This is a genomic window from Couchioplanes azureus (genome assembly GCF_014648355.1).
GTDB classification, from domain to species: domain Bacteria; phylum Actinomycetota; class Actinomycetes; order Mycobacteriales; family Micromonosporaceae; genus Actinoplanes; species Actinoplanes azureus.
The window spans coordinates 120,186-139,309 of record NZ_BMQY01000003.1 but is presented as its reverse complement, the minus strand read 5'-3'; the positions used below and the strand labels follow the sequence as shown (position 1 = coordinate 139,309).

Annotated in this window: 21 protein-coding genes; 9 read left to right on the top strand and 12 right to left on the bottom strand. The window is 73.8% G+C overall.

Annotated features, from left to right (window positions below):
• Positions 1-52 precede the first annotated feature (52 nt).
• A complete protein-coding gene (locus IEY99_RS11960) occupies positions 53-862 on the top strand; it encodes an SDR family oxidoreductase (RefSeq protein WP_189202462.1) in 810 nt (269 codons plus the stop codon).
• Here IEY99_RS11960 and IEY99_RS11955 read toward each other — a convergent pair whose 3' ends face one another.
• The 3 genes from IEY99_RS11955 to IEY99_RS11945 form a co-directional block, all read right to left on the bottom strand.
• A complete protein-coding gene (locus tag IEY99_RS11955) occupies positions 863-1,537 on the bottom strand; it encodes an HAD family hydrolase (RefSeq protein WP_189202460.1) in 675 nt (224 codons plus the stop codon).
• Positions 1,534-3,678: an ATP-binding SpoIIE family protein phosphatase gene (locus IEY99_RS11950; RefSeq protein ID WP_189202458.1), complete on the bottom strand. Its 2,145-nt coding sequence runs from the start codon at positions 3,676-3,678 to the stop codon at positions 1,534-1,536. The genes IEY99_RS11955 and IEY99_RS11950 overlap by 4 nt, the downstream gene beginning before the upstream one ends.
• Positions 3,679-3,842: 164 nt before the next feature.
• Positions 3,843-4,199, bottom strand: coding sequence for a DUF6401 family natural product biosynthesis protein (locus IEY99_RS11945; protein ID WP_189202456.1), 357 nt, complete (start codon positions 4,197-4,199; stop codon positions 3,843-3,845).
• Between the two features lie 92 nt (positions 4,200-4,291).
• Here IEY99_RS11945 and IEY99_RS11940 point away from each other — a divergent pair, with 92 nt between their 5' ends.
• A complete protein-coding gene (locus tag IEY99_RS11940; RefSeq protein ID WP_189202454.1) occupies positions 4,292-4,720 on the top strand; it encodes a hypothetical protein in 429 nt (142 codons plus the stop codon).
• Between the two features lie 13 nt (positions 4,721-4,733).
• On the opposite strand, the gene IEY99_RS11935 is transcribed toward IEY99_RS11940, so the two are convergent.
• The gene (locus tag IEY99_RS11935) at positions 4,734-4,937 is read right to left on the bottom strand and encodes a hypothetical protein (protein ID WP_189202452.1); all 204 of its coding nucleotides are present in this window, start codon (positions 4,935-4,937) and stop codon (positions 4,734-4,736) included.
• Between the two features lie 223 nt (positions 4,938-5,160).
• Between IEY99_RS11935 and IEY99_RS11930 the strand changes: the two genes are divergently transcribed.
• Positions 5,161-5,889, top strand: coding sequence for a hypothetical protein (locus IEY99_RS11930; RefSeq protein ID WP_229798527.1), 729 nt, complete (start codon positions 5,161-5,163; stop codon positions 5,887-5,889).
• Between the two features lie 44 nt (positions 5,890-5,933).
• On the opposite strand, the gene IEY99_RS11925 is transcribed toward IEY99_RS11930, so the two are convergent.
• The 3 genes from IEY99_RS11925 to IEY99_RS11915 form a co-directional block, all read right to left on the bottom strand.
• On the bottom strand, positions 5,934-6,167 hold the full coding sequence (locus tag IEY99_RS11925) for a hypothetical protein (protein ID WP_189202450.1): 234 nt from the start codon (positions 6,165-6,167) through the stop codon (positions 5,934-5,936).
• Between the two features lie 63 nt (positions 6,168-6,230).
• Positions 6,231-6,695, bottom strand: a complete 465-nt coding sequence (locus IEY99_RS11920; protein ID WP_189202448.1) for an SRPBCC family protein — start codon at positions 6,693-6,695, stop codon at positions 6,231-6,233.
• Between the two features lie 58 nt (positions 6,696-6,753).
• Entirely contained in the window at positions 6,754-7,734 is a 981-nt protein-coding gene (locus IEY99_RS11915) for a YihY/virulence factor BrkB family protein (RefSeq protein ID WP_189202446.1), read from the bottom strand.
• A gap of 87 nt (positions 7,735-7,821) precedes the next feature.
• On the opposite strand from IEY99_RS11915, the gene IEY99_RS11910 reads away from it, so the two are divergent.
• Positions 7,822-9,411 carry a phytoene desaturase family protein gene (locus tag IEY99_RS11910; RefSeq protein ID WP_189202444.1) on the top strand — a complete coding sequence of 530 codons (1,590 nt, stop codon included), beginning with the start codon at positions 7,822-7,824 and terminating at the stop codon, positions 9,409-9,411.
• 37 nt (positions 9,412-9,448) lie between these two features.
• Here the strand turns inward: IEY99_RS11910 and IEY99_RS11905 are convergent, their stop codons facing one another.
• Together IEY99_RS11905 and IEY99_RS11900 are read right to left on the bottom strand one after the other, a co-directional pair.
• Positions 9,449-10,453 (bottom strand): SDR family oxidoreductase, encoded by a 1,005-nt coding sequence (locus tag IEY99_RS11905; RefSeq protein WP_189202442.1) that lies wholly within the window; start codon positions 10,451-10,453, stop codon positions 9,449-9,451.
• Complete coding sequence (locus IEY99_RS11900; protein ID WP_189202440.1) at positions 10,450-10,896, bottom strand: SRPBCC family protein; 447 nt, start codon at positions 10,894-10,896, stop codon at positions 10,450-10,452. Before IEY99_RS11900 ends, IEY99_RS11905 begins: the two co-directional genes overlap by 4 nt.
• 120 nt (positions 10,897-11,016) lie before the next feature.
• Here IEY99_RS11900 and IEY99_RS11895 point away from each other — a divergent pair, with 120 nt between their 5' ends.
• From IEY99_RS11895 to IEY99_RS11880, 4 genes are all read left to right on the top strand, one after another.
• Entirely contained in the window at positions 11,017-12,216 is a 1,200-nt protein-coding gene (locus IEY99_RS11895; RefSeq protein ID WP_189202438.1) for a glycosyltransferase, read from the top strand.
• Positions 12,217-12,237: 21 nt separating this feature from the next.
• On the top strand, positions 12,238-12,807 hold the full coding sequence (locus IEY99_RS11890; protein ID WP_229798525.1) for an alpha/beta hydrolase: 570 nt from the start codon (positions 12,238-12,240) through the stop codon (positions 12,805-12,807).
• A gap of 66 nt (positions 12,808-12,873) precedes the next feature.
• Positions 12,874-14,100 carry a sensor histidine kinase gene (locus IEY99_RS11885; protein ID WP_229798523.1) on the top strand — a complete coding sequence of 409 codons (1,227 nt, stop codon included), beginning with the start codon at positions 12,874-12,876 and terminating at the stop codon, positions 14,098-14,100.
• On the top strand, positions 14,097-14,729 hold the full coding sequence (locus IEY99_RS11880) for a response regulator (RefSeq protein ID WP_189202436.1): 633 nt from the start codon (positions 14,097-14,099) through the stop codon (positions 14,727-14,729). The genes IEY99_RS11885 and IEY99_RS11880 overlap by 4 nt, the downstream gene beginning before the upstream one ends.
• Before the next feature lie 23 nt (positions 14,730-14,752).
• Here the strand turns inward: IEY99_RS11880 and IEY99_RS11875 are convergent, their stop codons facing one another.
• Genes IEY99_RS11875 through IEY99_RS11865 form a run of 3 tightly spaced genes read right to left on the bottom strand, consistent with a single transcriptional unit; the run spans position 14,753 to position 17,901 of the window.
• On the bottom strand, positions 14,753-15,256 hold the full coding sequence (locus IEY99_RS11875) for a hypothetical protein (protein ID WP_189202434.1): 504 nt from the start codon (positions 15,254-15,256) through the stop codon (positions 14,753-14,755).
• An 8-nt stretch (positions 15,257-15,264) separates the two neighbouring features.
• Positions 15,265-16,911 (bottom strand): RecQ family ATP-dependent DNA helicase, encoded by a 1,647-nt coding sequence (locus IEY99_RS11870; protein ID WP_189202432.1) that lies wholly within the window; start codon positions 16,909-16,911, stop codon positions 15,265-15,267.
• A gap of 39 nt (positions 16,912-16,950) precedes the next feature.
• Positions 16,951-17,901: a TIGR03557 family F420-dependent LLM class oxidoreductase gene (locus IEY99_RS11865; RefSeq protein WP_189202430.1), complete on the bottom strand. Its 951-nt coding sequence runs from the start codon at positions 17,899-17,901 to the stop codon at positions 16,951-16,953.
• Between the two features lie 224 nt (positions 17,902-18,125).
• Between IEY99_RS11865 and IEY99_RS34160 the strand changes: the two genes are divergently transcribed.
• Positions 18,126-19,124 (top strand): glycoside hydrolase family 3 protein (locus tag IEY99_RS34160; RefSeq protein WP_229798521.1); only part of this gene is annotated, 999 nt, incomplete at its 3' end.

Genomic DNA, 19,124 nt, shown 5'->3' with positions numbered 1-19,124 from the left:
CATGCCGCGCGTGGCGCGGTTGCCGGGCGCGGAGCCGGGTAAGCCGCACCGCATGACCGTGCAAGGCGCCTGCCATCCCCGGGTCGCCGTCGTCACCGGCTCGGAGTCGGGCATCGGCCGGGCGATCGCCGTCGCGCTCGCCGAGGACGGGTACGACGTCGGCATCACCCGCCACCGCGACACCGCCCACGCCCAGCGCACCGCCGACGAGGTGCGCAAGGCCGGCCGGCGTGCCGAGATCCGGTCGCTGGACCTCACCCGGCTGCCGGACGCGGCCGCCGTCGTGGACGATCTCGCCGACGCGCTCGGCGGCATCGGCGTGCTGGTCAACTGCGCGGGTACGGGCACCGCCACGCCCCTGCTCGACACACGGTGGGAGCAGTGGCGCCAGGTGCTCGCCGTCGACCTCGACGGGCCCTTCCTGTGCTCGCAGCGCGCGGCCCGCCGGATGGTCGAGGCCCGCCGCGGCGGGCGGATCATCAACATCACCAGCGTGCACGAGACGGCACCCCGGGTCGGCGCGGGAGCCTACTGCGCGGCGAAGGGCGGCCTGGGACTGCTGACCAAGGTGCTGGCGCAGGAGCTCTCCGAGCACGGCATCACGGTCAACGCGGTGGCGCCGGGGGAGATCGCCACGGCGATGACCGGCCAGGAGGACGTCGATCCGCACACCCGGCGGCGGCCCGGCGTGCCGCTGGGGCGGCCGGGCGACGCCCGGGAGGTGGCCGCGGTGGTCGCGTTCCTCGCGGGCGCGGGAGCGTCCTATGTCACCGGTGCCACCTGGCCCGTCGACGGTGGGATGCTGCTCATGGGTCCGCAGGCCGGCTCCCATCTGGCGGACGACGACTGGCGCCGGCCCTGATCAGCCGGACAGCTTCTTGATCGCCGAGCGGTCCAGCGCGGCGAGCAGGCCGGCGGGGTCCTCGTACGTCTCGACGGCGCCCGCCTGGCTCAGCTCGTCGGCGCCGGTGCCGCCACAGGTCAGCCCGATGCACGGAATGTCGAGCTTCGCCGCCGCCTTGACGTCCCAGACCGAGTCGCCCACGAAGACGCACTGCCGCGCGTCGACCCCGGACTGGTCGAGGGCGGCCTCGAGGATGTCCGGCGCCGGCTTGCTCTCCTCGGCGTCCGCCGACGACGTGGCCGCCGTGATCACGTCGTCCGCGTCGACGACCCGGCGCAGCTTCGCCAGCTCGGGACCCTTCGACGAGGACGCCAGCACCACCGCGAGGCCCCGGCCCGCGCAGGCGCGCAGCAGATCGGCCGCGCCGGGCAGCGGGCGCAACCGCTCCCACCACGCGCCGTAGAGCACGTCGTGGGCGGCCGACAGCCGGTCGTCGGCGCCGGTGTCGCGATCGGTGCCGAGCAGATGATCGAGGATCTTGTCGGAGCCCATCCCGATCGCCCGGTGGATCCTGGCCATGGGCACGTCCCGGTCATGCTGGCGCAACGCCTCCCACCACGCCACCGCGTGCAGGTACGTGGTGTCCACCAGCGTGCCGTCGACGTCGAAGAGGACTCCCCGTGTGGTTGTCATGCGTCCGGATTACCCCGATCCGGCGGGGGTAGCAACATCTCGAACCAGACCGTGGAGCCGCGGACGGCGGGGTCGGTGCCCCAGGTGTCGCTGAGCTCCTCGATCAGGCCGAGACCGCGGCCCCGGCTGCTGAGGGTGTCCGTGTGCGCGCGGGTCACGCTGCCCCGCGTGCCGGTGTCGGCCACCGAGACCAGCAGGCGTTCCGCGCTGAGGTCGATGCGCACGTGCGCCGGGGTGCCGGCGTGCAGCAGGGCGTTCGTGGTCAGCTCGCTCGTGCACAGGATCGCCGCGCCGATCACCGGCTCCGGCACCCCCCAGTCGCGCAGGCGGGTCGTCATCCACTGCCGCACCCGGCTGGGGCCGGTCGGTTCCGCCGGGACCCGCATCGTCGCGGACCGGCTCAGCGCCACCGCCCGCTCGACGGCGAGGACGGCCACGTCGTCGTCCGTACGCCCGGTGACGGCCGCCGTCGCCAGCGAGCACAGGTTGCGGGGATCACCGCTGGCGGCGCCGGCGACGACCGCCACGAGGTCCGCCAGGCCGGCGCTGAGCGGCCGGTCCCGGCGCTCGACCACGCCGTCGCTGAACATCAGGATCGAGTCGCCCGGTTCCAGCCGTACCGTGCCGGTGCGCCAGGTCCCGCCCAGTCCCAGCGGCGCGCCCGGCGGCACGGCGGCCAGCTCGGCCGTGGCCCGGTCCGGCCCGGCCCGGCGCAGCACCGGCGGGGGATGGCCCGCGCTGCCCAGCGTGATCGTCCCGTCGCTCTGATCGAGCACGCCGTAGACGACGGTCACGAAGATCTCCTCGTTGCGGGACTCCGCACCCAGCGATCCCACCAGCCGGTCGAGGCCGGCCAGCACGGTCTCGGGCGCCGGATCGGTCAGCGCGAGAGCGCGCAGCGCCGCCCGGACCTGCCCCATCACCGCGGCGGCGCGGACGTCGTGGCCGGCGACGTCGCCGAGGACCATCGCGAGCCGGCCGTCGCCCAGCTCGAACGCGTCGTAGAAGTCGCCGCCCGCGGCGTTGCCGTCCACCCCGACGTCGTAGCGCGCGGCGATCCGGAACCTGTCCAGCTCGGGCAGGTGCTCCGGGAGCATGCTGCGCTGCAGGAGCTGGGCGGTGCCGTGTTGCGCCTCGAACCGCCGGGCCCGCTCCGCCGCCTGGGCGACCAGCTCGGCCGCGGCGTACAGCAGCGCCCGCTCGGCCGGCAGCCAGGTGTGCGCCGTGCGGTAGCCGATGGTGAGGGCGCCGTGCAGGGACGGGGTGCGCAGCGGCATCGCGGCGAGGGCCCGGATCCGGCGCTCGTGCCGGTCCGTCGCCACCCGCAGCAGCGGCGAGCCGTCGGGCTGGAACGAGGGACGGCCGCTCTGCGCCGCGATCACCACCGGGGACCGCATGTCGTTGCCCATCCGTTTCCACAGCGGCGGCAGGCGCTCGTCGACCTCGTCCACCATCTCGCCCCGGATGCGCCGGACGTAGCGGAACTCCGCGCCGTCGTCCACCGCGAAGACGCAGTGATCCACGTCGAAGGAGCTCATCGCGTACGCCAGGACGACCCGGGCGACGTCGTCGATGGTGAGCGCCGAGGCCAGCCGCGCGGTCAGCTCGCCGAGGCTCTGCAGCCGGCGGGTCACCTGCGTGGTCTCGGCCGCCACCGTGAGGACGCCGACGACCGAGCCGTGCCGGTCGCGCACCACCGAGTGCCCGCGGGTGAACGACGCCTGCTCCACCGTTCCGCCCCGCGGCACCGGCATCTGCGCCTCGGCCTCGAAGAAGGCCCGGCCCGTGCGGTACACGTCGTCGATGACGCCGCCGATCCCGGGCGCCTGCCAGAGGTCGCCGAAGACCTGGGCCGCGGGGCTGCCCATCGCCGCCGGGTGCTTGGCGCCGATGACCTCCGCGTACGCGTCGTTGTAGATGAGCAGGTAGTCGTCGCCGTAGGCCAGGGCCATCGGCACCGGCGAGGCGAGCACGACCTCCACGGTGGCCCGGACGACCGGGTCCCAGCTCTCCATCGGACCGAGCGACGTGGCGTCCCACGGCTGGAGACGCACGAGCTCGGCGCAGTCGGGAACGTGCCGCGCCGTCACCGCCTCCTGTGCGGGCAGCGCCGTAGCCGAAGGGCTCCCCATGCCGACCATGGAATGAGCGTAGCCCGCCTCCGCCGTTCGGACGATATGGCCACTGTACGGACGTCCGGTTCAGACCGGTACGTGCGGGCGAGGTGGCGGACATGACAAGGGCCGGCGCCGCGGTGCGGCGCCGGCCCGGAACGGTCGGTGTGTCCTGTCGGGTTGGGTGGTCGTCAGCGGCCCTGCGGCAGGGTGCGGGCCAGCGCGCAGACCGCGAGCAGCCGGGTCAGCACCCAGTCGTCGGCGGTCCAGTCGATCGGGCCCTCCGGCGCGCGCCAGCCGTGCTTGAAGGCCGCGTCCCGCACGCCCTCGGCGTAGGCCGCCAGGATCACCGGGGTGAGCGGGCGCACGTCGGTCGAGAGGCTGTCGCGGATGCCCGCCTCGTGCTGGTCGACGGCGGCCAGCAGGCCGGGATTCCGGGTCGCGGCCTCGAAGCCGCCGACGCCGACGATGGTCATCAGCTCGGCAAGGCAGGCGTGGGCGGAACGCAGGGCAGCACGGGCGGCAGCGCCGCTGAACAGACCATTCATGAGAAGAAAGGTAGGGAGGCCGGGGTAGCCAACGGTTCGCCTGATCGGTGCAGCTCGGTTGAACCGCGTCCCGGTGGGGAAATGACCCCGGCATGAGCGATGGTCCCGACGCTGCCCACCGCCGGCCCCCGGGGCTGGACGACGCCACGGTCGAAGCCCTCGGCAAGCTGAGCGAGGCCCTGGAGATGGTGGAGCGCGTCCGCGGCCACCTCTATGCGGTGCACCAGCTCATCGGCGAGGCCGACTTCAAGCTCGACGACGCCGTGGAGCTCTTCGAGCGCGCGGGCCACCCGGCGCTGGCGCAGCGCATCCAGCACGAGCTGATCGGGCGCAACGTGCTCCCCGGCCGCTGGACGTTCCAGGTGGTCGAGGAGTTCGACGACGGGTACTACGCCGAGTTCCAGGGCATCGAACGGGATGCTCGGGAGCAGCTCGCCCAGGGCAGGCGGCACCTCTACGAGGCCGAGCTGAAGGAGCGTCGCCGTACCCACGGGCGGGCGGGCCACGAGGCCCTGCCCTGACCCGCCGTGGTGGCTATTCGAGCTCGGCGCGCGGGCGGCGGCGCTCGGCGTCGTCGGCGATGATCACCGTGGCGACCAGGAGGGCCACGACGACCGCGAAGAGCCACGAGGCGTCATCGATGAGCGACGCCGCCACGGGCGCCTGGAACGCGGCAAGCAGAAAACCCACCCAGGCGAGACGGCGCTGACGCTCGGAGAGGAAACCGGCAGATCGCATCCGGCTAGTGTTGCCGGATTCGGGCGCTTCGCCGTCACCCATTCGGCCGATGGTGGGTTGACCGATGGTGCCCAGTGCGCAGCGTTGCCGTCCTCGCACCGCTGGTACGTGCGGCCTGTTTCTGCTGCTCATGGGGCTCTTGGGGCAATCGGCAGGGGGTCCGCCCGGAGTTCGTGCCGGCTTATTGCGTTCTTTGTGGGGTTCTCCGGCGTTTGTACCTTTCGTGGAGAAAAACCTGCGGCGGCTCACCGCCCCCGCCGCCCTCGCGCTGCTGGTCGTGGCGCTGGCCGCGTGCGCACCGGTGACCACCCTCGCCGCCCGCCAGGTGCCCGCCGACGACGGACCGCAGCCGCACGTCCAGGCCGGCGCGCTGCACGGGCGTACGGCGGCCTTCCTCACCGTGCGCGACGCCGCCTCCCGGGTCGAGGTGCGGCTCGCGGAGCTGCCCGGCCTGCTCTACCGGGTCACCACCCCGGCGGACTCGGGGCTGGCGCCGCAGGTCACCGGCGTGGCGGGACGGGTACGCCTGGCCCTCGTGCCGACCGGCGGCGACGGCCCCGACACCGTCGAGGTGCTGCTCAACCGGCAGGTCCGGTGGGATCTGCGGCTGCCCGCGGGTGCCGGGGAACATCATTTGGACCTCGCCGCGGGCCGGGTACGGCGGCTGGAACTCTCCGGGGCCGGGCTGGTCAGCATGCGGCTGCCGCACCCGGCGGGTGCCGTGCCGATCAGCCTGACCGGCACGGTCGGCGAGCTGGCCGTCGCGGTGCCCGCCGGAACCGCCGTCAAGCTGCGGCTCCGGGCGGGCGCGGGCCTCGTCGCGGTGCCGTGGGCGGATCGGGCCCCGGCCGCGCCGGGCGCCGCCGTCGCGCCGCCCGGCTGGGCCGCGGCCCGCAACCGCTACCAGGTCGACGCCGCCGCCGAGGTCGGCAGCGTGACGGTCTGGGGCTGAACCCGCAGTGCCGGTGCAGGGCCGGGCCGCGCCCCGGGAGGGCCTCAGTGCGGGCCGGTGCGCCCGGTGGTGCTCGGCCGGAACTCCCGGTCCGGGTCCGTCCGGCCGTGCTCGTCCGGCACGTGCACGTCGTGGCCGAACGCCTGTTCCGCGCCCGCGTCGTTGCCGGTCGGGTCGCCCTGTCCGTCGGTGTCCCAGCTGGCCATGGCGTCGCCGAGGGCCTTGGTGGAGAGCTTGTCCTCGTCGCGCCACACGCCGTCGTTCTCGCGATCAGTCATGCTCTACCGCGTACCCACGAAAGGCCGCCGGAATCCCGGCGGCCTTCGATCGCGGAGGTTGCCTCACGGCTGCGGGCGGTCCACCTCGCCGCGCCAGGCGCCGGTCTCGACGCCGCCACGGCCCTCGATGTACTCCTTGAAGCGCTTGAGGTCGCCCTTCACCTGACGGTCGAGGAAGCCCAGCTTGTCGCCGGCCTGCTCCACCACTCCGTCGGGTTCGAAGTCCATCTGGCACGTGACCCGGGTGTGGGTCTCGTCCAGGCGGTGGAAGGTCACGACGCCGGCCTGCTTGCTGCCCTCGATGGTGGTCCAGGCCACCCGCTCGTCGGGAAGCTGCTCGGTGATCTTGGCGTCGAACTCCCGCTTCACCCCGTCGATGTTCGTCTTCCAGTGGGTCGTCGTGTCGTCGAGCTGACGGATCTCCGTCACGCCGCCCATGAACCGGGGGAATTCCTCGAACTGGGTCCACTGGTTGTACGCGGTGCGTACCGGCACGTTGACGTCAACGGACTCGGTGACTGTACTCACGGTGTTTCCCTCCTTATGGCTTTCCCGCCTGCGCTCAAGGTGCCCGGCGCCCCGGCGGCTAAACCGTCGTGTCCCGCTCGTCGTCCGCGGGCTCCTTCGGCGGCAGCGGCGGGTCCGGATCCGTCTCGCCCGCCTGCAGGTGCCGGCCCCGCTGCACCTCGGCGTTGATCTCCACGCCCAGCATCAGCGCGGAGTTGGCCAGGTAGAGCCAGACCAGGAAGGCGATGATCGCGCCGAGGCTGCCGTACGTCTCGTCGTACGAGCCGAAGTTGGCGACGTACAGCCCGAAGCCGAAGGAGGCGAGGACCCACACCAGCAGGGCCACCGCGCCGCCGAGGGTGAGCCAGCGGAAGCGGGGCTGCCGCACGTTGGGCGCGATCCAGAACAGCAGGGACAGCAGCAGCATCAGGATCATCACCAGCACCGGCCAGCGCCCGATCGACCAGGCCAGGCGCGCGCTGCTGCCGGCGTGCAGGACGTTGCCCACCGCGTCGACCACCGGGCCGCTGATCACCAGTCCGGTTCCGACCAGCGCCATGAGGACCAGGGCGATGGCGCTCAGGCCGATCTGCAGCGGCCGCAGCTTCCAGACGGGGCGTCCCTCCTTGACCCCGTAGATCCGGTTCGACGCGCGGGTGAACACGCCCACGTAGGCCGACGCCGACCACAGCGCGCCCAGCAGGCCGAAGCCCAGCAGCGTCTTGGGGGAGCCCTGCTCGACGATGACCGCGTCCAGCACCGCCCGGAAGTTCTCGTCGCCGACGACCGAGCCGGCGCCGAGGTCCTCCAGGATGCCCAGGATGGTGGCCACCGCCGTACGCCCGTCGGTCACGAGGTTGACCAGGGCGACCACGACGATCGCGACCGGGAAGACCGCCAGCACGGCGTTGTAGGTGAGGGCGGCGGCCAGATCGGCGCACTCGTCGTCGAGGTAGCCGTTGGCGCTGCGCCACAGCACGCCCTTCCAGGTCGACCAGCGCAGTTGGCGGATGCCGCGGGGCAGGGGCCGTACGGTCGGCCGGGTCGTGGCGGCTGTCATCGGATCCGGCTCCCATCCGTCACTGTATGCGCATTGATCACTACCCAAAGGGGGTTTGCCGCAAACCGGGCGGGGTACGGTCCGGCCGTGGAACGAGCGGACGCAATCGTCATCGGTGCGGGACACAACGGCCTGGTAGCGGCGAACCTGCTCGCCGACGCGGGATGGGACGTCCAGGTCCTCGAGGCGACCCCGCATCCCGGCGGCGCGGTCCGCTCCGGCTATGTGACCGCGCCCGGATACCTCAGCGACCTCTTCAGCTCCTTCTATCCGCTCGGCTTCGCCTCCCCGGTGCTGCAGGGCCTGGACCTGGACGCGTACGGCCTGGAGTGGACCCACGCACCCGACGTGCTGACCCACCTGCTGCCCGACGGCCGGGCGGCCACGGTCAACCGTGACCTGGCGACGACCATGGCGTCGATGGACGAGTTCGCGGCGGGCGACGGGGAACGCTGGAAGCATGCGTACGACGACTGGTGCGCCGTCTCCGACGACATGCTGAAGGTGCTCTTCACGCCGTTCCCGCCGGTGCGGCCCGGCCTGGGCCTGGCCCGCCGGCTGGGCGTCGGCGGCTCGCTGCGGCTGGCCCGGCGCCTGGTGCTGTCCGTCCGCGAGCTCGGCAGCGAGCTGTTCCGGGGCGAGGGCGCCCAGCTCGCCCTGGCCGGCTGCGCGCTGCACACCGACCTGTCGCCGGAGGAGGCCGGGGGAGGGGTCTACGGCTGGCTGCTCGCCATGCTCGGCCAGCAGTACGGCTGGCCGGTCCCGGTCGGCGGCGCCCAGCGGATCACCAGCGCGCTGGTGGACCGCCTGCTGGAGCGCGGCGGCCGGATCGACTACGAGACCCCGGTCACGCGGGTCCTGGTCGGCGGGGGCAAGGCGATGGGCGTGCGCAGCGCGGACGGCCGCAACTGGCGCGCCTGCCGGGCGGTGGTCGCGGACGTCCCGGCCCCGGCGCTCTACCTGGACCTGGTCGGCGAGCGCTGGCTGCCGCCGCGGCTCGTGGAGGACCTCGCCTTCTTCCGCTGGGACGGCGCCACGGTCAAGGTGGACTGGGCGGTCGACGGCAAGATGCCGTGGAAGAACCCGGCCGCCGCCGGCGCGGGCACCGTGCACCTCGGCGCGGACCTCGACGGCCTGACCCGCTACTCGGCGCACCTCGCCACCGACTCGATGCCGCCGCACCCGTTCCTGCTGCTCGGGCAGATGACGACGGCGGACCCGTCGCACTCGCCGGAGGGGACCGAGTCGGTGTGGGCGTACACCCACCTGCCGCACCGGGCCCACTGGGAGCCGGCCGAGATCGAAGCGCACGTCGCCCGCATGGAGGCGGTGCTCGAGGAGCACGCCCCCGGCTTCGGGCGCATGGTCACCGGGCGCAACGTGTTCTCCCCGGCCGGCCTGGAGGCGGAGAACCCCTCGCTGGTCGGCGGCGCGCTCGGCGGCGGTACGGCCGCGGCGTTCCAGCAGCTGTTCCTGCGCCCGATCCCCGGGCTGGGCCGGGCGGACACCCCGGTGGACCGGCTCTTCCTGGCCAGCGCGTCGGCCCATCCGGGCGGCGGCGTGCACGGCGCCCCGGGGGCCAACGCGGCCCGCGCGGCGCTCTCCCGCCACCGTTTCCTGACCGGGCGGGCCTACCAGGCGGTGATCGACGCCGCGCACGCCGCGATCTACCGCTGAGCGGCCGCCCGCCGCGGCGCGGCGGACGGCAGGTGGATCAGCGGCGGCGCAGCAGCCCGGCCGCGACGGCCCCCAGTCCGGCGCCCACGGCCGCGGTGACCAGCGGCTTGTGCATGGTCGCCCAGAGCGCGAACGAATGCGTCCGGCTCTGCGCGTCGAAGACGCCGTGCGCCCCGAAGTCCCGGTCCTCGTCGACCGGCTTGTCGACGTTGTCCTGCCAGGTGGCCAGGTCCACCGGCTCGCCGGTCTGCTGACCCTGGTAGCCGCGCTTGTCCTGCGACAGCAGGCGGTCCAGGTACGCCGGCGCCACGATGTTGCCCAGGCGCGTCTTCAGGGTGGGCCCGCCCACGTTGATCTCGCGCTTGCCCCGGTCGGCGACCCAGAGCACCGCGCGGGCCACCACCTCCGGCTGGTAGATCGGCGGGACCGGCTGGGGATGGCGGGGCAGCCGGGTGCGTACCCAGGAGAACTGCGGGGTGTTCACGGCCGGGAGCTGGACCATGGAGAGCTTGACCCGGTCGCCGTCGTGCAGCAGCTCCGCGCGCAGGGAGTCGTTGAAGCCCTGGATCGCGTGCTTCGAGGCGCAGTACGCCGCCTGCAACGGGATCCCCCGGTACGCCAGCGCCGAGCCGATCTGCACGATGGCGCCGCGGCCGGCCGGGCGCATGTGGCGCAGGGCGGCCAGCGTGCCGTGGACCGTGCCCAGGTAGTTGACCTCGGTGACCCGGCGGTACTCGGCCGGGCTGACCTCCCAGGCGGGCGCGAAGACCGACGCCATCGCGTCGTTCACCCACACGTCGATGCCGCCCCAGGCCGCCGCCACGTCGTCGGCCGCGTCCTGCACCGCCGCCGCGTCCGCCACGTCGACCCGGTAGGTGCGCACGTCGGCCGCCCCGGCGGCGCGGACCTCCAGGGACGCGCCCTCCAGGCCGGCGCGGCCGCGGGCGAGCAGGGCCACCCGGGCCCCGCGCCGGGCGTAGGCCACGGCCACGGCGCGGCCGACGCCGGCGCTGCCGCCGGTGATCACCACGTTCTGGCTCACGGGCGGCTCTTCTCCCGCGTGGCGATGTCGCAGAGGCGTCGCAGCGACTCGATGTTGCGCCGGTGCAGCACCAGATCGTTGAGCTTGGTGTGCACCCAGCGCAGCGGACCGGCGCCGAACGTCTCCTCCATCGTGATCCGGGTCCGGCCGCCCTCGACCGGCTCGAGCAGGATCCGCACGTGCGCCTCGCCCAGGGGCCAGAGGCCGGCGCGGATCGTCAGCTCGCGCTCGGGCACGCAGGCCAGCACCTCCGAGCTCTCGTGCAGGGAGAACGGCCAGGGGCCGGCCTTGTGATGCAGTCGCGAGCCCGGATTCGGCCATCCGGGATCCACGTCCCGGATGTGAACCGTGCCGACGACCCAGTCGCTGTAGGTCCACCCGTCCGCGAGGACGGCGAACACCTGGTCCGGACGGGCCGGAACGATACGCTGCACGATAGCCACGAGTCCGGCATACCCCCACCAGGCGATGTTTACGCTTTCGGGCGACGGGCAAGACCACCGCGTATCGCCACCTCGACTCCGGTCTTCTCCCGGAATGAAGCTTGTCGCCAGGAGGATGACTTGCGCATCGCGATGATCTCGGAGCAGGCGAGCCCGCTGCCCGCCGGGGACGCCCCGGCCGGCGCCCAGCAGCGGCACGTCGCGGAGCTCTCCGCGGCCCTGGCCGAGCTCGGTCACGACGTCCGCGTCTACACCCGCCGCGACGACCCCGAGCTGCCCGCCATCGCCACGCTCACCGGCGGGGTCCGCGTGCTGCACGTGCCGGCCGGACCGGCACAGACGCTGCCGGAGAACGAGCTGCCGCGGCACATGGCCGACTTCGCGCAGTGGCTGCGCACCGAGTGGCGTGACACCGACTGGCTGCCCGACGTGGCCCATGCGCACTACTGGACCAGCGGCCTGGCGGCCATCACGGCCGCGCGCCAGGTCGGCGTGCCGGTCGTGCAGTCCTTCCACGAGATCGCGACCGGGACGCAGCCCGGGCCGGGCGCCTCCCGTACCGGCTACGAGCGCGCGCTGGGCCGGGCCGTCGACCGGGTGGTCGCCCAGAGCCAGGACGAGCTGCGCGGCCTGATCCGCATCGGTGTGCCCCGCGCCCGGCTGGCGGTCGTACCGGCCGGTGTCGACAGTGAGCGCTTCACACCGGACGGGCCGGCCGCCGAGCGGGACCCCGAGCGCCCCCGCATCCTCAGCGTCGGCCGTCTCGTCGAGCGCAAGGGCTTCGGTGACGTCATCGAGGCCATGCGGTACGTGCCGGGCGCCGAGTGCGTCGTCGTGGGCGGCCCGCCCGCGCGGCAGCTCGCGGCCGACCCGCAGGCGGAGAAGCTGCGGGCCATCGCCGAGCGCTGCCAGGTCGCCGACCGGGTGCGGCTCGTCGGCGGCGTCCCGGCCACGGACATGCCCCGCTGGTACCGCTCGGCCGACCTGTTCGTCGCCGCGCCCTGGCAGGAGCAGTTCGAGCTGGCCCCGCTCGAGGCGATGGCCTGCGGCGTCCCGGTCGTCGGGACCGCCATCGGCGGTCTCAACGAGACGGTCGTGGACGGCCTCACCGGCGACCTGGTGCCGGCCCGCGACCCGCGCGCGCTCGGCGGCGCCCTGCGGCGCCTGGTCAACGACAAGGTACGGCGCTTCGCGTACGCGACGGCGGCGCTGGACCGGGCGCGCCAGGCGTACTCCTGGAAGCGGGTGGCGTCGCAGCTCGGCTCGGTCTACTCGGCGGTCGCCGGGCGCCGCACCAACGAGGCCGAGGCCGTCGCCTAGAAGGCGCGCCGCACCATCTCGGTGAGGACGGCGACGTCGCGCGCGGCGCGGCTCGTCACCGGCCTGCCCGACCGCCGCGCCCGCATCGAGGAGCGCACGATCGACCTTCCGGGCCGTCGCCTGACGCTGCGGGTGCACCGGCCGGGAAACGCCGGCCCGCGACTGTCGCTGGTCCTGTCGTTCCACGGTGGAGGCTTCGTCGCCGGCGCCCCGGCGCAGAACGACTGGCTCAACAGCCGCCTTGCGGCCCGTTGCCCGGCGGTGGTCGTGTCGGTGGGGTACCGCCTCGCCCCGGGACAGCCGTTGCCGGCGCCGGTCGAGGACGGCTACGACACGCTCGTCCGGCTGACCGGCTACCCGTCGATCGCCGCGAACGCCGGGAGTCCCGGGCTCTCGCCGGCTCAGCTGCGCACGTACCGCAGGCTGAGCGTGCCGGCGTCGCTCGACGCCCGCAGCGTGTCCCCGCTGCGGTTCGACAGCCTCGCCGGCCTGCCGCCGGCGCTGGTCGTCACGGGGGCGCTGGATCCCGTGGCCGACCACGGGCGCCGCGAGATCCTCGCCTTCCTCCGCGGCCGCCTGCACCCGGCCTGACGACCGGTTCGTGAGCCGGCCGGGCATCGCCTACCGTGGGGTCGGCGCAGGGGGAGGTGGAAGACGGTGTTGGTGGACGGCGGCGACCGGCGGCTCGGGCTGCTGCCGTATGCGGCGCTGGCCGGATCGACCGTGCTGGTGCTCCTGGCCAGCGACACCGGGGAGATCGCGCGGCAGCCGCTGCCGGTGTCGTTCGCGGTCGCCGCGGTCACCGCCGGCTGGCTGTCGTGGACGCGATGGCGCCGGCCCGGCGCGGCATGGTTCACCGGCCTGCTCACGCTCATCGCGGCGCTGGTCTGGACCAACCCGCTGTACGGCTTCTTCGCCTGGACCGGCTACGTCCATGTGATGCACGCGCTGCGCGGCCGCGGCAGGCTGCTCGGCGCCGCCGGGGTCGGCGTGTGCACCGCGATGGCCCAGGTGGGCGGCGCGGGGGCCGTCCGGGTGCCGGACGACTGGGGCACCCTCGCGGTGGTCGTGGCCCTCAACGTGGCGATCGGCACGGCGATGACCGTCCTCGCCACCAGGACGCGGGAACATCATGCGCAGCGCGCCGAGATGGTACGCCGCCTCGCGCAGGCCAACGACGAGCTCGCCGCCGCCCTGGCCGAGAACGCCGGCCTCCAGGCAAGACTGGTGGTGCAGGCGCGCGAGGCCGGGGTCCGCGACGAGCGGCAGCGGCTGGCCGGGGAGATCCACGATGTGCTCGCCCAGGGGCTCACCGGCATCGTCACCCAGCTCGAGGCGGCCGAGCAGGCGGACGGCCGCCCGGCGGACCGGCGGCGGCACCTGGGCAACGCCCGGCGGCTGGCCCGGGAGAGCCTGGCCGAGGCGCGGCGCTCGGTCCGTGCTCTGCGCCCCGAGCCGCTGGACGCGGCCACGCTGCCGGACGCCCTCGCCGGCGTGGTCGACGGCTGGTCGGCACGGCACGGCGTGCCCGCGGAGCTGATCACCACGGGCACCGCCCGTCCGCTGCTGCCCGAGATCGAGACCGCCCTGCTGCGTACGGCGCAGGAGGCGCTCGCCAACGTGGCCCGGCACGCCGGCGCGCGGCGGGTGGCCCTGACCTTGTCCTATCTGGAGGATCTGGTGACGCTCGACGTCCACGACGACGGCAGGGGCTTCGACCCGGCCGCCCCCCGCCCGTGCGCGGACGACGGCGGTTACGGCCTCACGGCCATGCGCGAGCGGGTACGGCGGATCGCGGGCACCCTGGCGGTCGAGTCGCACCCGGGCGCCGGAACGGCCGTCTCCGCCTGCGTCCCGGCGATCCCGGCGGGAGCCGCCGCGTGATCGGCCTGCTGATCGTCGACGACCACCCGGTGGTCCGCGACGGCCTGCGCGGCATGTTCGCCGGTGACGACCGCTTCGAGGTGCGCGGCGAGGCGGCCGACGGGCGGGAGGCGCTGGCGGTGGCCCGCGCCGCCGACCTCGACGTGGTGCTGATGGACCTGAGGATGCCGGGCATGGACGGGGTCAGCACCATCCGGGCGCTGCGCGAGCAGGGCTGCCCGGCCCGGGTCCTGGTGCTGACCACCTACGACACCGACGGCGACGTGCTGCCCGCGATCCAGGCGGGGGCGACCGGCTATCTGCTCAAGGACACCCCGCGGGAGGAGCTGTTCCGGGCGGTCGTGGCGGCGCACCGGGGCGAGGCGGTGCTCTCGCCGGCGGTGGCGGGCCGGCTGATGGGCCGGCTGCGCGCACCCGAGCGGGAGCCGCTGAGCGCGCGCGAGCGGGAGGTGCTCGGCCTGATCGCGCGGGGATGCACCAACCGGGAGGCGGCCTCGCGGCTGTTCATCAGCGAGGCGACGGTCAAGACCCACCTGCTGCACGCGTACGCGAAGCTGGGCGTGCGCGACCGGGCGGCGGCCGTCGCCACCGCCTTCGCCCGCGGCCTGCTCGGCACCGCCGACGGCTGACGGGCGCAGGCGGGGACGGACGGTCAGCCCGCGAGGGCCTTCGCCAGCTCGTCGCGGAAGGCGCGCTCGCTCTCGGTGACCTGGTCGCCGCCGATCCCCAGTACGCCGCCGGTCGAGGCCGCGCCGACCACGCTCTCGGCGATCTCCACCAGCCAGTGCTTGTACGTCTCCGCGTCGGAGGGGGCGGCCTTGGCGGACAGCAGCGCCGCCGCCTCCCGCGCCCGCGTCACGACGTCCTGGGCGTAGCCGACCGGGTCCGCGGGCTCGATGGCGGGCAGCTCCTCGCCGCGGTCCGGGTCGCCGGTCGCGTCGAGCACCGCGCCGGCGACCGCGGTCACCAGCGGGCTCGCCGAGGCCCGGGCGTCCGAGATCTCGTCGAGGCCCGCCGCGGTCTCCTGGCGGGTCTTGCGGGCGCTGTCGTGCGTCGCCACGCTCGCGGCGGTCAGCACCGACTGCGGCAGGCCGACGAGCAGCCCCCACTCGGCGTCGGTGAAACCGAACTTCGCGTACAACGGTTCGTCCGTCACGGATGTCCTCACTTCCTCTTCTCGGCGACCAGCAGAGCATGCTCCTCGACCACGGGTACGGAGAGGGTCTTGTAACCGACCTCCTCGAAGAGCACCGTCACCCGATCTTCCTCGTAGCCCATCACCATGCCGGGACCCCACTCCGGGTGCCGCACGGTGCTGTGCACCGCGAACGGTTCGTCGCCGGTGGCCTCCTCGACGTCGGCGGCGACGCCCTCGACGCAGTTGTCGCAGTGGCCGCAGGGTTTGCGCACGTCCTCACCGAAGTAGGCGAGCAGGGTCTGGATGCGGCAGGCGCGGGTCTCGGCGAAGCCGCGCATCATGTCGGTGCGTGACCGCTGGACGACCTGCTGGCGCTCGTACGCCGCGACCGCCGCCTCCGCCGCCGCGGCCGGAAGCGGGGCGAAGACCGGCACCGTCCACTTGTTGCCCTGGCCCGCGGTGGCCGCACCGACCTGCTCGAGCAGGGCGAGGAACTGGCCGAGCTTGCGCGGGCCGAGCCCGGTGTTCTCCTTCAGCGCGGTCTTCGTCGCCGGTCCGGCGCGCAGCGCGGCGGCGAGCTCGCGCAGCTCGGTGACGTCCGGGGCGCCGCCGGTGAAGAACCGCTGGATGGCCTCGTCCTCGGCGCGCCAGAGCAGCAGCGCCCGGCTTTGTTCGCCGTCGCGGCCCATCCGGCCGATCTCCTGGAAGTAGCTGTCCGGGGAGTCCGGTAGGGCGACGTGCGCGACCCAGCGGATGTTCGGCTTGTCGATGCCCATGCCGAACGCCGAGGTGGCCACCATGATGCCGACCCGGTCGTCGGTGAAGTCCTCGTGCCGCTGCCGGCGCGCCCCGGCCGCCATCCCGCCGTGGTAGAAGTCGGCGGCGTACCCGGCGTCGGTGAGCCGCGCGGCGAGGTCCTCGGCGGCGCGGCGGGTGGCGACGTAGACGATGCCCGGCCGCGGCGAGTCGTCCAGCAGCGCGGTGAGCCGCCGCCACCGGTAGTCCTCGTCCGGGCAGTGGGCCACCTCCAGGAAGAGGTTGCGCCGGTCCAGTCCGGACACGTGGATCTCGGGGCGGCGCAGCTGCAGCCGCTCGATGATGTCCTCGCGCACCGGCGGCGAGGCGGTGGCGGTCAGGGCCAGCACCGGCGGGCGGCCGATGCCCTTGATGAGGTGGCCCAGCGACAGGTAGTCGGGGCGGAAGTCGTGCCCCCAGGCCGAGATGCAGTGCGCCTCGTCCACGGCCACCAGGCCGGGTCGCAGGGCGCGCACCTCCGCCATCCGCTGGGGGTCGCTGAGCTGCTCGGGGGTGATGAAGAGGAACTCCGCGCGACCCTCCTGCACCTCCCGGATCGCCTCGCGCTGCTGCGCCGGGGTCTCCGCGCTGCTGACCCGGACCGCGCGGACCTTGGGGTCGTCGCGCTCGTTGAGCGCGGCGAGCTGGTCCTGCTGCAGGGCCAGCAGCGGCGAGATCACCACCGTGGGCCCGGGCAGCAGGACCGCGGGGATCTGGTAGATCGCCGACTTGCCCGCGCCGGTGGGGAGGACGACCAGGGCGTCCTTGCGCCGCAGCACGGCTCGCATGGGCTTGAACTGGCCGGGGCGCAGCGAGGGCCAGCCGAAGTGTTTGCGGGCGGCCCTGCGCAGACGTGGCCCGTAGACGGGGATCTTCATCGCGCGGCCATTGTGCCCCGGCGGGTCGACACCGAAACGCTACGACAGCTTGGGCAGGACGTGCTCCGCGTACAGGTCGAAGAGACCTTGCCAATGCGGCCCGGAGTTGGCGACGTAGACCTCGTCGAAGCCGGCCTGGGCGTATTTGTCGATCATCTCGAGGTGGGCCTGCGGGTCGTTGCCGCAGACGAACGCCTCCTTGATCATGTCTTGCGTGACGAGCTGGGACGCCTGCTCGAAGTGCTTCGGCGAGGGCAGGACCTGGGACAGCTCGCCGGGCACGCCGGCGTTCGGCCATTTCTCGTACGCGATCCGCGCGCCCTCGTCCTCGGTGGCCGCGAACGCCGCCTTGAACCCGGCCTGGCAGACCCGGTCGCCGCCGCCGGAGGAGCGGAACCTGCGCACCATCTCGCCGTCCGGGCTGACGTGGATGTACCCCTCGCCGATGCGGGCGGCCACGTCGACCGCCTTCGGCCCGAAGCCGGAGACCAGGATCTCGACCGGCTTCTCGGGCAGCGTGTAGATCCGGGCGTTCTCGACCGTGTAGTGCTTGCCGCGGTGCGAGACCACGCCGCCCTTCCAGAGCTCGCGCATGATCTCGACGGCCTCCTCGAGCATCTCGAGGCGTACCTCCGTCTCGGGCCAGGCGTCGCCGAGGATGTGCTCGTTGAGCGCCTCGCCGGTGCCCACGCCGAGCCGGAACCTCCCTCCGGTCAGGACGGCGCTGGTCGCGGCGGCCTGGGCGATGACGGCCGGGTGGATGCGCACGGTGGGGCAGGTCACCGCGGTGGTGATGGGCAGCCGGGAGGCCTGGCTGAGCGCCCCGATCATCGACCAGACGAACGGGCTCTGCCCCTGCGCGTCGACCCAGGGGTGGTAGTGGTCGGAGATCCACAGTGCCGAGAAGCCGGCCCGCTCCGCCCCCTCGGCCTGCGCGATCAGCTCGGCGGGGGTGTACTCCTCGCTGGACAGGAAGTATCCGATTCGCATACCGGGCGGATACCCCGGTTACTTGCCGCCGAACATTCTCCTGATGGCCCAGAGCAGGATCAGCGCCGCGAGGGCGACACCGAGCAGGCGTACGGCGTGCACCTCGGACCAGTCGACACCAGACACGGGCGGAGCCTACCGGGTCTAATAGAAAGGTTTGTTGACTGAAGCCGCCGGCGTGGGCGACCATAGGGCGTCGACCGTCACCGGAGGTATACGGACTCATGCCGATTTATGGCGAACTGCCCGAGCTCGCGGCCACGGTGTTGCAGCCCGGGTTCGCCGGCACGACGGTGCCCGACTGGGTGCGCCGCCGGCTCGCGGAGGGGCTCGGCGGCGTCGCCCTGTTCGCCCGCAACGTCGAGTCGCCCGCGCAGGTCGCGGCGCTGACCGCCCAGCTGCGCGCCGAGCGGCCCGACGTCATCGTGGCCATCGACGAGGAGGCGGGCGACGTCACCCGGTTCGAGTCGCGGCACGGCAGTTCCCGTCCCGGCAACCTCGGCCTGGGTGCCGTCGACGATCCGGAGCTCACCGAGGCCGTGGCCCGGGACCTGGGCTTCGAGCTGGCCCACGCGGGCATCACCCTCGACTACGCGCCGGACACGGACGTCAACAACAACCCCGACAACCCGATCATCGGGGTACGCGCGTTCGGCGCCGAGCCGCACCTGGTCGCCCGGCACGGCGCGGCCTGGATCCGCGGGCTGCAGGACGCCGGGGTGGCCGCCTGCGCCAAACACTTCCCGGGCCACGGCGACACCGCCGTCGACTCGCACCAGGACCTCCCCGTCATCGGTCACGACCGGGCCCGGCTGCGGGAATGCGAGCTGGTGCCGTTCCGGGCGGCGATCGCGGCCGGGGTCCAGGCGGTCATGACGGGTCACCTGCTCGTGCCGGCGTACGACCCGGAGCTGCCCGCCACCCTGAGCCGGCGCATCCTGACCGGGCTGCTCCGCGAGGAGCTCGGCTTCGAGGGCCTGATCGTCACCGACGGCATCGAGATGCAGGGCGTGCGCCGGGCGTACGGGCTGGAGGGCGCCACGGTGCGCGCGCTCGCCGCCGGCGCCGACGCCATCTGCGTGGGCGGCGACCACGCCGACGAGGGGACGGCCGTCCGCCTGCGCGACGCCGTCGTGGCGGCCGTGCGTGCCGGCGAGCTGTCCGAGGAGCGGGTGCGCGACGCCGCGGCCCGCGTCCGCCGGCTCGCCGCCTGGACGCTGGAG

Coding starts and splice junctions, on each gene's coding strand:
- IEY99_RS11960 (WP_189202462.1), top strand. CDS start 53: ATGACCGTGCAAGGCGCCTGCCATCCCCGGGTCGCCGTCGTCACCGGC.
- IEY99_RS11955 (WP_189202460.1), bottom strand. CDS start 1,537: ATGACAACCACACGGGGAGTCCTCTTCGACGTCGACGGCACGCTGGTG.
- IEY99_RS11950 (WP_189202458.1), bottom strand. CDS start 3,678: ATGGTCGGCATGGGGAGCCCTTCGGCTACGGCGCTGCCCGCACAGGAG.
- IEY99_RS11945 (WP_189202456.1), bottom strand. CDS start 4,199: ATGAATGGTCTGTTCAGCGGCGCTGCCGCCCGTGCTGCCCTGCGTTCC.
- IEY99_RS11940 (WP_189202454.1), top strand. CDS start 4,292: ATGAGCGATGGTCCCGACGCTGCCCACCGCCGGCCCCCGGGGCTGGAC.
- IEY99_RS11935 (WP_189202452.1), bottom strand. CDS start 4,937: ATGCGATCTGCCGGTTTCCTCTCCGAGCGTCAGCGCCGTCTCGCCTGG.
- IEY99_RS11925 (WP_189202450.1), bottom strand. CDS start 6,167: ATGACTGATCGCGAGAACGACGGCGTGTGGCGCGACGAGGACAAGCTC.
- IEY99_RS11915 (WP_189202446.1), bottom strand. CDS start 7,734: ATGACAGCCGCCACGACCCGGCCGACCGTACGGCCCCTGCCCCGCGGC.
- IEY99_RS11870 (WP_189202432.1), bottom strand. CDS start 16,911: ATGAAGATCCCCGTCTACGGGCCACGTCTGCGCAGGGCCGCCCGCAAA.
- IEY99_RS11865 (WP_189202430.1), bottom strand. CDS start 17,901: ATGCGAATCGGATACTTCCTGTCCAGCGAGGAGTACACCCCCGCCGAG.